This is a genomic window from Plantibacter sp. CFBP 8804, assembly GCF_014841225.1.
Taxonomy (GTDB): domain Bacteria; phylum Actinomycetota; class Actinomycetes; order Actinomycetales; family Microbacteriaceae; genus Plantibacter; species Plantibacter auratus.
In genome coordinates this window covers 114,129-126,712 of record NZ_JACYTU010000007.1, presented here as the reverse complement: position 1 = coordinate 126,712, position 12,584 = coordinate 114,129, and the positions used below count along the sequence as shown (strand labels likewise).

Here is a 12,584-nt window from a genome sequence, read left to right as displayed (position 1 = left end):
ACCGGAAGGACCAGCATGCGCTTCGCCAGACTCGGCCCCGTGGACGGGGAGACCCCCGTCGTGTTCGCGGGCGACACCGCCTACGACCTCCGATCGATCACCCCCGACATCGACGGAGCGTTCCTCGCCGGCGGCGGCGTCGATCAGGTTCGTGCCGCCCTCGAGTCGGGTGCGCTCCCCGTCCTCGACGGCGCCGACGAGCTCCGGATCGGCGCTCCGATCGCCCGGCCGAGTGCGGTCGTCTGCATCGGGATGAACTACGCGGCGCATGCGGCGGAGTCAGGATCCGCCCCTCCCGAGATCCCGATCATGTTCCTGAAGACGCCCAACACGGTCGTCGGCCCGAACGACGACGTCCGCATCCCGCGAGGCAGCACGAAGACCGACTGGGAGGTCGAGCTCGGCGTCGTCATCGGCGAGCGCACCTCCTACCTCGACAGCCCTGATTACGCCCTCGGCCGCATCGCCGGCTTCGTCACCGCGAACGACGTGTCGGAGCGTGACTTCCAGATGGCGGCGAGTGGCGGGCAGTGGTCGAAGGGCAAGTGCGCTCCAGGCTTCAACCCGACCGGCCCGTGGCTCGTGACGCCGGACGAGGTCGACGCCGGCGCCCTGCGACTCCGCAGCTGGGTCAACGGCGAACCGCGTCAGGACTCGAGCACGGCCGACCTCATCTTCGACGTCGCCACGGTCATCTGGCACCTGAGCCAGTACCTGCAGCTCGAACCCGGCGACCTGGTCCTGACCGGCACACCCGAGGGCGTCGCACTCTCCGGCCGGTTCCCTTACCTCGCACCGGGCGACGTCTGCGAGGTCGAGATCGAGGGCCTCGGCCGCCAGCGACAGCGGTTCGTCGACCCGGTCCCTGGAATCGCGCCGGCTGCCAAGCCGGCCGAGGCACTCGGAGCCCGCGCATGAGCGCCGCAGACACCGGCGAGTTCGACGGACTCGTCGCGATCGTCACCGGCGGCGCTTCGGGGATCGGTGCCGCCATCGTCGAACGTCTCGCCGCCGATGGTGCGAGCGTCGCGATCCTCGACCTGAACCCCTCGCCCGACGAGGACTCCGCCACCCGCCTGTCGGTGCGGGCGAACGTCGCCGACGACGCGTCGGTCCGCGCGGCGATCGACGCCGTCGTCGCACGGTTCGGCCGCCTCGACATCGTCGTGAACAACGCCGGCATCGGCGCGCAGGGGACCGTCGAGTCGAACGACGACGACGAGTGGCACCGCGTCTTCGACATCAACGTCGTCGGCATGGCTCGCGTGACCCGCGCAGCCCTCCCGCACCTGCGCGAGTCGCCGTCGGCCGCGATCGTGAACACCGCGTCGATCGCCGCGACGGCGGGACTCCCCCAGCGCGCGCTCTACACGGCGACGAAGGGGGCCGTGCTGTCCTTGACGCGAGCGATGGCCGCCGACCACCTGCGCGAGGGCATCCGGGTCAACTGTGTGAACCCGGGCACGGCCGACACCCCGTGGGTGGGCCGGCTGCTCGACAGCGCGCCAGACCCGGCCGCCGAGCGCGCCGCGCTCGAGGCACGCCAACCGCATGGCCGACTCGTCGCCGCGACCGAGGTCGCCGGTGCCGTCGCCTACCTGGCGAGCCCGCGATCAGGCTCGACGACCGGCACCTCGATCGCCGTCGACGGCGGGATGCAGGAGCTCCGCCTCCGCCCCGAGTAGCGAGGGCGGGGTCCCGATGCCGCCTCACGGTTCACAACTCAGGAGCGCCCTGGCGGTTCTGCCGCGAGACGGCCATCCCCAGACCGACACGCCTGACTCCTCCTGAATTGCGAACCGCATGGACCGGACGGGTCCGATTGTGCAGAACTCAGGCGCATGCTGGCGCGTCCGGCCACCGAGGGGATGATCCAGCTCGACCCACCGGGATGCTCCTGAATTGCGAACCCGGAGTCGAGGATCAGGCGGGCGAGCTACCGGTCGGTGTCGGGGCGAGGCCACGCGGCGACGAAGCGCTCGAGGTACGCGGCGAACTGGGCCGCCTCCCCGGGCGTGAACCCCGAGAGCGCGGTCGTGACCGCGTCGCGTCGACCCCGGCGCGCCTCCTGCAGGACCGCGCGGCCGGCGGCGCTCAGCTGCAGCACGCTGCGTCGACCGTCGTTCGGGTCGACCGCGCGAGCGACCTCGCCGCGCTTCGTCGCTTCGGCCACGAGCCGGCTCGCGCGGGGCTGGTCGACGCCGATCGACTCCGCGAGCGCACTGATCCCCATGCCACCGGCCGCCTCGTCACGAGCGAGCGCGTCCAGCATCCGGAACCGAGCCGCCTGGGCGATCGCCTGCTCGCGCGGGTGACGGGCGCCACCGCCAGGACCCCAAGGCCCACCGAAGCCGGGTCCGAAGCCCGGACCGCGCCCACGCCCGCGTTCGTCCTCAGCGCTGCCGTCGGCGTCGTGCCGATGACCGCCCCCGTGCTCATCGTGGTGGTGATGACCGGGCCCACCGCGCCCACCGCGTCCGCCGAAGCGACGACCTGACTGGTCCCGTCGGATCTGGACGAGGGCCTGCTCGATCATCTCCACCGGGTCGGTTGCTGTGGGTTCGCTGGGCTGCGCTTGACGATCATCGGACATACATGTCATTATACATTTACATGTAACAGAGCATGCAAATAAGGAGACCACCCATGAACACCCCAACGACTCACCCAGAGCAGTCCACCACCCAGTCCGCCGAGCGCCCGCTCGGCTTCTGGCTCCGCACCGTCGATCACGCGGTCAAGCACTCGATGCACGAGGTGCTCGCCGAGGACGGCCTCGGCCGCCGCAGCTGGCGCACGCTCGAGCTCATCGCCTCCGGCGCGTCGAGCATCGAGGAGATCGACGCCGCGCTCCCGCCACACCGCCGCGGACCGCGCGGCCCCGAACGGTTCGGCCGCCGCGGCGGGTTCGGCCCCGGTCGCGGCTTCGGTCACCCCGAGCGCACCGCCGAGGCGACGGCTGACGCCGACTCTGCCGAGCGTCCCAGCGGCCGCGAGCACGGCCACCCCGCTCACGACCGAGCCTTCGGCCGCGGCCGCAAGTTCGGTCCCGACTTCGGTCGTGATCACCGTTCCGGCGGCGCACCGTTCGGCCCTGGCCACGGCCACCACCGCGGTCCTCGTCGCTCGACCCCGGACATCGTCATGGACTTCGCCGCGCGCGGCTGGGTCATCGTCGACGCCGACGGCATCACCCTGACGGACGCCGGTCGCGAGGCGCACGACGCGCTCCGCACCAAGGTCGACGCGGTCCGCCAGACCGTCGCCGACGCCGTCTCGCCCGAGGACCTCGCGACGACGCTCGCCAGCCTCGAGAGCATCGCCCGAGCCTTCGGCCGGGACGAGCACACGGCGCACGAACACGGCCCGCGTGGTCGCTTCGGTCGCGGCCCTCGCAGCGAGCGCTGACCGGCCGCCGGCGTCTTCCGCCCATGCGGACCCCAGCCGACCNCACAACTCAGGACCAGTACCGCGCGTCGCGGCCAACCGGACCGCAATCGGAGGCGCCGCACCGGAGGCGTCCTGAATTGCGGACACACACAACCTGCGGTCCCTCCGTTCACAACTCAGGAGACCCGTCGCGTGGCGCGACTCGTCAGCGGGTTCCGGGGACGGACACGCCGGAGACGTCCTGAATTGCGAACCTCCGCTACTCCGTGAGGCCGTTCGCCTTCGCGACGTTCCCGAGCCACGCGAGGCTCGGCTTCGGCGTGCGCACGAAGGTCTCACGGTCGACGGCGATGAGGCCGAAGGTCGGCCGGAAGCCGCTCGCCCACTCGTAGTTGTCGAGCGCGCTCCAGTGGAGGTACCCCTCGAGCTGGATCCCGTCCTGGATGCAGGCGTGCAGCTCGCGCAGGGCGCCGTCCGTGTAGTCGATCCGACGGGTGTCGTCTGAGGTCGCGATGCCGTTCTCGGTGATCATGATCGGCACCCCACCCGACAGCTCCCAGGCGCTCCGCACACCTTCGGCGGCGGCCGGCGGGTAGAACTCCCAACCGGTGAGCGTCGTCTCGACGCCGTCCTCGACGGGCAGCGGACCCTTCGGCCCGATGAACGTGCGCGTGTACGCCTGGACGCCGAGGAAGTCGTCACCGGCGGACTGCTCGAGGTACCAGTCGTCACGCGGGTAGCCGTACTCGCGCAGCATCTCGTCGGAGCCCGGCTCACCGTTCGACCGGAACGCCTGCGTCGCGATGGTCCAGCCGGACTTCAGGCCGGACACCTGCGAGAGCACCTCGCGCGAGCGCTTGTGCGACTCGAGGAGTGCGTCGGCCACGAAGAGGTCCGGGTTCGGCAGGCCGTACGCGACGAGGTTCGCCGCGTCCTCACCACCGGCGAGCATCGCGGCGATGTTCGGCTCGTTGATGGTGCAGACGTGCTCGACGCCCTCGCCGATGATCGGCAGGGTCAGCTCGGTGTACCGCGCGAAGAGGTCGGCGGCGTCCTTCGCCCGCCAGAACCCGTCACGTTCGAACCAGCGCGGCACCGTGAAGTGCATGAGCGTGACGACCGGGTTGAGTCCCAGCTCGTGCGCGGTGTCGACCATGCGTCGGTAGTGGTCGACCTCGGCACGCGAGACGATGCCGCGCTCGGGCTCGATCCGCGCCCACTCGATGCTGAACCGGTAGGTGTTGAGCCCGGCGTCGGCGAGCAGCTGCATGTCCTCGCGGTAGCGGTGATAGCTGTCCATCGCGTCGCCCGAGGGCTCGACGATGTTCGTCCCGGCTTCGTGCTCGTGCACCCACCAGTTGCTGTTGATGTTGTTGCCCTCGATCTGGTGGGCAGCGGTGGCGGCGCCCCAGAGGAAGCCGTCGGGGAAGGTCAGCACGGGTGTTGCTCCTGTTTCATGTTGGGGTGTGGCCCTTCGACAAGCTCAGGGACCGGGAGGGGTGGGCGCAGGGACCGGGAGGGGTGGGCGCAGGGACGGGACGGGCGTCAGCGCTTGGCGCGGGCCGGGTTGGGGACGGCGTCGAGCAGCTGGATCGTGTACGGATCCTGCGGGTGCTGCAGGACGTGCGCGGTCTCGCCTCGTTCGACGACGCGACCCTGGTTGAGGACCATGATGTTGTCGGTCACGAGTCGCGCCGACAGCAGGTCGTGCGTGATGTAGAGCATCGAGACGCCCCACTGCTCGCGCAGGTCCTCGAGCAGTGCGAGCACACCGGCACGCAGCGACACGTCGAGCATCGAGACGGGCTCGTCGGCGATGAGCACCTGCGGGTCGCTCGCGAGCGCCCGGGCGATCACGACGCGCTGCCGCTGTCCACCGGAGAGCTGGTGGGGCAGCTTCGCCGCGAACTGCTCGACGGGCGAGAGGCCCACCGTCTCGAGGAGTTCGAGCACGCGCTTGCGCACCGCGTCACCCTTCAGCCCGGTGAAGTTCACCACCGGCCGGGTGAGCGTGTACTCGACCGTGTGCAGCGGGTTGAGCGCCGCATACGGGTCCTGGAAGATCATCTGCACGTTCTTGTGCAGGTTCCGGATGCCCTTGCGGTTCAGCTGGGCGACGTCGAGGTCGCCGAAGCGGACCGCACCGGACGTCGGCTTCTCGATGCCCGTGATGAGCTTCGCGATGGTCGACTTGCCGGAGCCCGAGGCCCCGACGAGCGCGAGCGACTGGCCGGGTTCGAGCGTGAACGACACGTCGTCGACGGCCGTCACCGCGGACTCACCGCGGCGCGGCGGCGGGTAGACCTTCGAGACGGCGTCGACGATGACCGCCGACTCGGCCGAGCGACCGGCGCGCGACGAGGCCTTGCCCGACTCGGAGCTCGCGCTCGTCGCGGTCGGGACGCTCGTCGTGGTGCCGGACACCGGAGCAGTCCCCCGGTTCGCCCGCGAGGGGAAGCCAGGCAGCTCGACGACCGCGGCGCGTGGGTCCGCGTAGTGGCTGAGCAGCATCCGCGTGTACGGGTCCTGCGGACGCTCGAGGATGTCGCGGCTCGGGGCGTCCTCGACGATGCGGCCCTCGTGCATGACGAGCACACGCTGGGTCGCCTCGAGCACGACACCGAGGTCGTGGCTGATCAGGATGGCGGTGAACCCCTCGGCCTGCTGCAGCTCGGTGATCGTGTCCATGATCGCGTGCTGCACGAGGACGTCGAGCGCGGTGGTCGGCTCGTCGAACACCATGAGGCGAGGCTCGAGCGACAGGGCCAGCGCGATGGACACGCGCTGGCGCATGCCACCGGAGAGCTCGCCGGGGAAGCGCGCGAGCACCTGCGGCGTCAGCCCGACCTTGCCGACCAGCTCGGCCATCCGGGCGTCCCAGCGGTCGCGGGAGACGTGCCCGTGCGCCTTGAAGATGTCGACGAAGTGGTTGCGGATCGTGCGGACCGGGTTGAGTGCGTTCATGCCCGACTGCAGCACCATGGCGAACCCGCCCTGACGCTGCTCGCGGAGCGCCTCGTCGCCGAGCTCGCGGATGTCCTTGCCACCGAAGAGGATCTGCCCGCCGTTGATGCGGGCCGGCGGCTTCTGCAAGCGGGTGGCCGCGAAGCCGAGCGTCGACTTCCCGGAGCCGGACTCGCCGACGAGCCCGATGAACTCACCGGCACCGACGGAGAACGACACGTGGTCGACCGCCTGGACCGGCGCGGCGCCGACGGACTCGTAGACGACGGACAGGTCGCGGACCTCGAGGAGCGCTCCGGTCCCGGCTGCCGGCGCGGATGCGCTCTCGGCCTGGAGGTTGACGGCGTTCATCGTGACTTCCCTTCACGGAGGCGCGGGTTGCTGATCGCGTCGACACCGAAGTTGATGAGGGTGAGGCTCATCGCGAGGAGCGCGATGCAGAGACCGGGGGCGAAGAGGAGGATCCACTGTCCGGTGAGCAGGGCGTTGGAGTTCTGCGCCCAGTAGAGGATGGTGCCCCAGCTGACGATCGACGAGTCGCCGAGGCCGAGGAACTCGAGGCCGGCCTCCGCGAGGATCGCACTCGTCGCGGCGCCGAAGAAGCCACCCGCGATGAGGGACGTCATGTTCGGCAGGATCTCGTTGAACACGATGCGGAACGGTCGGTCGCCGGAGAAGCGGGCCGCGGTCACGAAGTCACGCGAACGCAGCGACTGCGTCTGGCTGCGGAGCACGCGGGCACCCCACGCCCACCCGGTGATGACGATGACCGCGACGATCATCACGAGCCCACCGTTCTGGAGGTACGCGGCGATGACGATCATGAGCGGCAGGCCGGGCACCACGAGGAACAGGTTGACGATGAAGTTCACGACCTCGGCGCCGAAGCCCTTGATGTATCCCCAGCTGAGGCCGATCAGCACGGCGACGATCGTCGACAGGATGCCGGCGATGAAACCGACCGTGACGCTGATCTGCGAGCCGTAGATGAGCTGGCTGAGGACGTCCTCGCCCGCCGCCGTCGTCCCGAACCAGTGCTCGGGACTCGAGTCGGCGTTCCGGGGGAACCCGTCCTGGCTCGCGCCGTACGGTGCGAGCACCGGGGCGAAGATCGCGACCAGGATGAAGAATGCGAGGATGATCAGCCCGAGGCGGGACTTCCAGTTGGCCCAGAGCGTCGCCGCCGATCGACCGACGAAGGCGAACTTCCTCGGCGGACGCACGGCCTGGTCGGACTGCAGTGTCTTGACGTGCTGTGTGGTGGTCATCGGCGGGTCCTTGGGTCGAGTACGCCGTACAGGATGTCGACGAGGAAGTTGGCGATGAGCACGCTCACGGTGATGAGCAGGAAGAGCGCCTGCATGAGCGGGTAGTCCTGTCCGATCACCGCGTTGAACAGGAGGAAGCCGATGCCCGGGTACCCGAACACCTGCTCCACGAGGATCGAGCCGCCGACCACGCCGCCGAGCGCGAGCCCGAAGCCGGTGAGGTTCGGGAGGATCGCGTTGCGGGCCGCGTACTTGATGGCGACCGTGCGACCACGGAGACCGTTCGCCTCGGCGAAGGTCACGTAGTCGTCACCGAGGGTGTTGATCATCGCGTTGCGCATGCCGATGATCCAGCCACCGAGGCTCGTCACGAGGATCGTCAGCGCCGGCAGCACCGCGTGGTACGCGACGTCGACGATGAAGTCCCAGGTGAAGGCAGGCGAAGCCGTCGGGCCGAAGGCGCCAGAGGTCGGGAACCAGTGGAGGACGTAGCCGGCGAAGAACAGCAGGAGCAGCGCGGTCCAGAAGTACGGGAACGTGCTGGCGAACGTGCCGCTCAGCGTCGGCAGGGCGTCGAGCCAGGTGTTCCGCCGCCAGGCCGCGAGCACCCCGATGAGGGTGCCGAGGATGAAGGCGACGATCGTCACGATCCCGAGCAGGATGATCGTGTACGGGAACGCCTGCCAGATGAGCTCGCCGACCGACTGCGGGAAGAAGGTGTACGAGACCCCGAAGTCGAGCGTGACGACCTGGTGGAGGTAGGTGACGTACTGCTCCCAGAGGTTGCCGCCGGGGACACCGAGTTGGGCCTCGATCGCCGCACGCGTGGCCGCGGAGACCGGGCCGTTCTGCGCGAGCTTCGCGATCGCGGCGTCGGTCGGGGAGCCGGGCATGAGCCGCGGCAGGAGGAAGTTCAGCGTGACCGCCGCCCACAGGGTGAGGACGAAGAGGCCGAGTTTGCGCACCATGTACACGGTCACTCACCGTCCTTCCGGAGCTTGAGGTGCGTGAACACGAGGAGCGGGGTCTGGTCGTAGGTCTGCAGCGGTGCGTAGGGGTTGTCCGCATCGGGCCAGCCGGTGAACTTCTTGTCGTTGTAGAGGCCCCAGAGTCCGCCGTAGTACATGCCGATGACCGGGAAGTCGCTGTAGACGATCTGCTGCATCTGGTGACTCAGCCCGAGACGGGTCGCCTCGTCGGTCGTCTCCTTGTACTGGGCGAGCAGCTGGTCCATCTGTGGGTTGCGGTAGCGACCGAAGTTGCTGGACGTCGTCTCGCCGATCGGCTTCGCGAACTCACTGTTGAAGCTGTTGTTGAAGCCCTGGAACATGATGCCGTTGCCCATGCCACCCATGGCGACCTCGAAGGCGCCGCTCTGGATCGCCTGCTGGTACCCCGGCGGCTGCGGCTGCTTGATCTGCACGTCGATGCCGAGGGCGCCGAGCTCCTTGCGGACCTCCTGGACCGCGCGGAGCCAGTCCGCGTAGCCGTTGGCGGTCGTGATCGAGAAGCTGAACTGCTTGCCCGCCGCGTCGACGAGCTTGCCACCCTGCTGGGTGTACCCGGCGGCCGCGAAGGCCTCGAGGGCACCGGCGGTGTCCTGCGTGATCATGCCCTGGTTCGGCAGGGTCGGGTCGAGTTCGTCCTCCTGGTTGGGGAGCATGAGGCTCGACTGACCGGCGGCACCGAGGTACCCCTCGGTCGCTGCGTCGGCGATCTTGTCGCGGTCGAGCGCCAGGGCGATGCCGCGGCGGACGTCGACGTTGTCGAACGGGGCGACGTCCATGTTGGGCACGAGCCCGATCACGCCTCCCGGCGGGAACCAGAACTTGTTGTGGTCGTTGGCCGCACCCCAGGTGCCTTCGACGTTCGACAGGAACGAGTACGCCCAGTCGAAGCCCTTCGTGACGATGTCGAGTTCGCCGGTGGCCGCGGGGATCACGAGGTGGTTGACCTCGATCTTGTCGGCCTGCCAGTAGGTCTCGTTCTTGTCCATCGTGTACTGCTGCGAGGTGTAGTTGCCGAGGACGTACGGACCGGTACCGACCGGGTTCGGGTTCCGCCAGGTGTCGGGGCTCTTGACGTCCTTCCAGATGTGCTCCGGGACGATGAGCGTCTGCGAGACGATGTCGGCCGCGGGGGCGTCGTCGTCGAGCAGGTGCATGATGACGTGCTGGCCCTTCACCTCGATCGTGTCGATGTGCTGCCAGGCGCCCTTCTGGTCGAGCGTCGGGTACTGCTTGATGAGGTCGAAGGTGAACTTCACGTCCTCAGGGGTGAAGGCCTCGCCGTCGGACCAGGTGGCGCCGTCGCGGATCGTGTAGTCGATCGTGCGGGCGTCCGGGAGGTCGACCTTCTCGGCGAGCCACGGCGTCTCCTTGCCGTCGAGCACGTTGATGATCACGAGCGGCTCGTAGATGTAGCTCGAAGCCGAGCGCTTGTTCACGAGGTAGGGGTTGAAGTTCCGCTCGAGCATCGGGGTGCCCTTGTCGGAGGCCAGCAGCATCGTGTCGGCGGGGATCGAGGGATCCGGCTCGCTTTTGATCTGGATGCTGCAGCCGGAGACGAGCAAGGCCGCCGCGGCGATCATCGCCGCTGCTCCGAGTCGTCTGCGCCTGCGGACCTTGGTCCGCTCGTGCGTCGTGTGCGTCATCGCCACCGTCCTTGCTGAAGTCTGTACCGGTTGAGTGTAAGCGCATACATTGCCCGGCGCAACCCGTGTCGGACATCCGCTCCTGTTCGCAATTCAGGAGAGCCTCGGTGCGGCGGCCTCATGGCGGACGGACGCGTCGCGGCACGCCGCGGGCTTCCTGAATTGTGAACGCGAGGGGAGGCGATGATCAGGACGTGATCGACTCGGAGCTCTCGCGGAGGACGACCTCGACGGGGAGTCGGACGGACATCGCGGGCAGCTTCGGCTCGGCGAGGCGACGGGCGAGCGCCTGCACGGAGACCCGGCCGAGCGTCTCCATCGGCTGCCGGACCGTCGTGAGCCGCGGAGCGGACAGGCGGCCGGCGTCGATGCCGTCGAATCCGGTGACGATGAGCTCGTCCGGGACCGCGACCCCCGCGATCCTGGCGGCGTCGATCACGCCGAGCGCCATCTGGTCGTTTGCGCACACGACGGCCCGCGGCAGCCCGTCGCGTCGGAAGAGCTCCCGACCGACCCGTCGCCCACCCTCCCGCGTGAAGTCGCCGCGGAGGGTCGGCTCCTCGGGGGCCTCGAGCGACCGGTCCGCGAGGGCCGCGCGGAACCCGCTCCAGCGCTCCGCATCGTCGGGCGAGCCGTGGCTTCCGGCCACGTACTCGAGCTCTCGGGCGCCGAGGTCGTCGATGAGGTGCGCCGTGAGCGTGCGCATCCCCTCGGCGTTGCTCACCGAGACGTGGTCGAGGTCGTCGCCGCGCCGGGGCCCCGCCATCACGACGATCGGGACGTGACGTGACAGGCGCGCGAGCTCCTCCTCGCTCGCGCTCCCGGCCAGCACCATGAGGCCGTCCACCCGACCCGCCATGTCGCGCACGGTCTGCGTCGCCGTGGATCCGCGTCCGACACCGACGAGCAGCGCGAACCCGCTCCGCCAGGACTCCAGCTCGCAGCCGCGCAGCACCTCGTCGAAGTAGAGGTTGAGCGTCCGCGTGTCGGTCCGCTCCGGGATGTCGCGGACGATGCGCGCTCCCCCGGCCGCCGCCTCGTCACCCTCGAGGGCGATGTCCCCGAGGTCGTCCATCGCGTCGAGCCCCTGGAAGAACAGGCCGATGACGCCGGTGCGGCGTGCGGCGAGCCCCCGCGCGGCTCCACTCGGGACGTACCCGAGTTCGCCGACCGAGGCGAGCACGCGGTCTCGCGTGGCCGGCTTCACGTCGTCGGGGCGGCTGAGCACCCGCGAGACCGTGGCGATGGAGACGCCGGCGTGGTGCGCGACGTCGTAGACCGTCGGCGGTTTCGTCATGGGAACGCCTTCCTTCGGCCACCAATGATACGCACGGCATCCTGCCCGCCCGGTTCACCGGCGGCGTGGGATGACGCACGGAGCGCCATCGTCTTGCGTCACGGGAGCGACCCACAGGAGCCGGGAACCGCAGCCAACCCGAACGTTCCCTGAATTCTCGACGCTTGTCGGCTGGGCGGCCGACGTCCGCTGGCAGACTGCGGACATGACTGATCAGCATGCCAAAGCCGTCCTCCTCAACTCCCTCCACGAGCCGGGTTCCCCGCTCATCGTCACCAACGTCTGGGACGCCATCACCGCGAAGGTCGTCTCCGAGGCCCCCGGCGTCGTCGCCCTCGCCTCGGCGAGCCACTCGGTGTCGAACGTCCGTGGGCTCGAAGACGGCGGCGGCCTCGATGTCGACGAGGCGATCGCCGCCGCGAAGATCATCGTGGGCGCCGTCGACCTGCCGGTGACGATCGACTTCGAGAAGGGGTACGCGTCCGACGCGGCCGGTGTTCGCGAGAACGTCCGCCGCCTCATCGTCGAGTCGGGTGCCGTCGGGATCAACCTCGAGGACTCCGTCGGTGCCGCGAAGGCCCCGCAGTTCCCGATCGAGGAGGCTGCGGCACGCGTCGCCGCCGCTCGCGCCGGAGCCGAGGACGCGGGCATCCCGCTCGTCATCAACGCCCGGGTCGACACCCTCGCCGGCGACCCCGAGGCGTGGGACGAGGCCGTCGCGCGCGCCAACGCCTACCTCGAGGCCGGTGCAGACGTCGTCTTCTTCCTCGGACTCGGTACGGAGGAGCTCGTCGCCAAGGCGATCGAGCAGGTGCACGGACGCATCTCCGTCATCGGCTACCCCGGCGCGGTCCCGCTCAAGCGCCTTGCCGAACTCGGCGTCTCACGCGTCAGCTTCGGCCCCGGCACCCTCGGTCTGACCCTCGCCGCCCTGCAGCGCGCGGCGACCGGCCTCACCGAGCTCGGCGAGTACCCCGAGGACCTCGGCTTCTCCTTCGAGCTCTGACTCTCG

At 69.5% G+C, this 12,584-nt stretch carries 11 protein-coding genes; 4 read left to right on the top strand and 7 right to left on the bottom strand.

All coding sequences use genetic code 11. The annotated features are described in order from the left end of the window. The first annotated feature begins 15 nt into the window (after window positions 1-15). Both IFU11_RS13800 and IFU11_RS13795 read left to right on the top strand, forming a co-directional pair. Complete coding sequence (locus tag IFU11_RS13800; protein ID WP_137242412.1) at window positions 16-918, top strand: fumarylacetoacetate hydrolase family protein; 903 nt, start codon at window positions 16-18, stop codon at window positions 916-918. Beyond that, window positions 915-1,685, top strand: a complete 771-nt coding sequence (locus IFU11_RS13795; protein ID WP_192019295.1) for an SDR family NAD(P)-dependent oxidoreductase — start codon at window positions 915-917, stop codon at window positions 1,683-1,685. The genes IFU11_RS13800 and IFU11_RS13795 overlap by 4 nt, the downstream gene beginning before the upstream one ends. A gap of 251 nt (window positions 1,686-1,936) precedes the next feature. Here the strand turns inward: IFU11_RS13795 and IFU11_RS13790 are convergent, their stop codons facing one another. Next, a complete protein-coding gene (locus IFU11_RS13790; protein ID WP_244631800.1) occupies window positions 1,937-2,593 on the bottom strand; it encodes a MarR family winged helix-turn-helix transcriptional regulator in 657 nt (218 codons plus the stop codon). A gap of 53 nt (window positions 2,594-2,646) precedes the next feature. Here IFU11_RS13790 and IFU11_RS13785 point away from each other — a divergent pair, with 53 nt between their 5' ends. Continuing rightward, window positions 2,647-3,408, top strand: a complete 762-nt coding sequence (locus IFU11_RS13785) for a hypothetical protein (protein WP_192019294.1) — start codon at window positions 2,647-2,649, stop codon at window positions 3,406-3,408. Between the two features lie 241 nt (window positions 3,409-3,649). Here IFU11_RS13785 and IFU11_RS13780 read toward each other — a convergent pair whose 3' ends face one another. The 6 genes from IFU11_RS13780 to IFU11_RS13755 form a co-directional block, all read right to left on the bottom strand. Then, window positions 3,650-4,828: a glycoside hydrolase family 1 protein gene (locus IFU11_RS13780; protein ID WP_192019293.1), complete on the bottom strand. Its 1,179-nt coding sequence runs from the start codon at window positions 4,826-4,828 to the stop codon at window positions 3,650-3,652. 107 nt (window positions 4,829-4,935) lie between these two features. Continuing rightward, window positions 4,936-6,705, bottom strand: a complete 1,770-nt coding sequence (locus IFU11_RS13775; RefSeq protein WP_071261828.1) for an ABC transporter ATP-binding protein — start codon at window positions 6,703-6,705, stop codon at window positions 4,936-4,938. Next, a complete protein-coding gene (locus IFU11_RS13770; protein WP_137242417.1) occupies window positions 6,702-7,622 on the bottom strand; it encodes an ABC transporter permease in 921 nt (306 codons plus the stop codon). Before IFU11_RS13770 ends, IFU11_RS13775 begins: the two co-directional genes overlap by 4 nt. Continuing rightward, window positions 7,619-8,590, bottom strand: a complete 972-nt coding sequence (locus IFU11_RS13765; protein WP_085512196.1) for an ABC transporter permease — start codon at window positions 8,588-8,590, stop codon at window positions 7,619-7,621. The genes IFU11_RS13770 and IFU11_RS13765 overlap by 4 nt, the downstream gene beginning before the upstream one ends. Window positions 8,591-8,598: 8 nt before the next feature. Next, entirely contained in the window at window positions 8,599-10,275 is a 1,677-nt protein-coding gene (locus IFU11_RS13760) for an ABC transporter substrate-binding protein (protein WP_086473023.1), read from the bottom strand. Between the two features lie 187 nt (window positions 10,276-10,462). After that, complete coding sequence (locus IFU11_RS13755; RefSeq protein ID WP_192019292.1) at window positions 10,463-11,572, bottom strand: LacI family DNA-binding transcriptional regulator; 1,110 nt, start codon at window positions 11,570-11,572, stop codon at window positions 10,463-10,465. Window positions 11,573-11,777: 205 nt separating this feature from the next. Between IFU11_RS13755 and IFU11_RS13750 the strand changes: the two genes are divergently transcribed. Continuing rightward, the gene (locus tag IFU11_RS13750; protein ID WP_064297138.1) at window positions 11,778-12,578 is read left to right on the top strand and encodes an isocitrate lyase/PEP mutase family protein; all 801 of its coding nucleotides are present in this window, start codon (window positions 11,778-11,780) and stop codon (window positions 12,576-12,578) included. Window positions 12,579-12,584: the final 6 nt, after the last annotated feature.

What these genes read in the sequence shown, in the direction of transcription:
- IFU11_RS13795 (WP_192019295.1), top strand. Translation starts at nt 915, where the DNA reads ATGAGCGCCGCAGACACCGGCGAGTTCGACGGACTCGTCGCGATCGTC.
- IFU11_RS13785 (WP_192019294.1), top strand. Translation starts at nt 2,647, where the DNA reads ATGAACACCCCAACGACTCACCCAGAGCAGTCCACCACCCAGTCCGCC.
- IFU11_RS13770 (WP_137242417.1), bottom strand. Translation starts at nt 7,622, where the DNA reads ATGACCACCACACAGCACGTCAAGACACTGCAGTCCGACCAGGCCGTG.
- IFU11_RS13775 (WP_071261828.1), bottom strand. Translation starts at nt 6,705, where the DNA reads ATGAACGCCGTCAACCTCCAGGCCGAGAGCGCATCCGCGCCGGCAGCC.
- IFU11_RS13755 (WP_192019292.1), bottom strand. Translation starts at nt 11,572, where the DNA reads ATGACGAAACCGCCGACGGTCTACGACGTCGCGCACCACGCCGGCGTC.
- IFU11_RS13790 (WP_244631800.1), bottom strand. Translation starts at nt 2,593, where the DNA reads ATGTCCGATGATCGTCAAGCGCAGCCCAGCGAACCCACAGCAACCGAC.
- IFU11_RS13800 (WP_137242412.1), top strand. Translation starts at nt 16, where the DNA reads ATGCGCTTCGCCAGACTCGGCCCCGTGGACGGGGAGACCCCCGTCGTG.
- IFU11_RS13760 (WP_086473023.1), bottom strand. Translation starts at nt 10,275, where the DNA reads ATGACGCACACGACGCACGAGCGGACCAAGGTCCGCAGGCGCAGACGA.
- IFU11_RS13765 (WP_085512196.1), bottom strand. Translation starts at nt 8,590, where the DNA reads ATGGTGCGCAAACTCGGCCTCTTCGTCCTCACCCTGTGGGCGGCGGTC.
- IFU11_RS13750 (WP_064297138.1), top strand. Translation starts at nt 11,778, where the DNA reads ATGACTGATCAGCATGCCAAAGCCGTCCTCCTCAACTCCCTCCACGAG.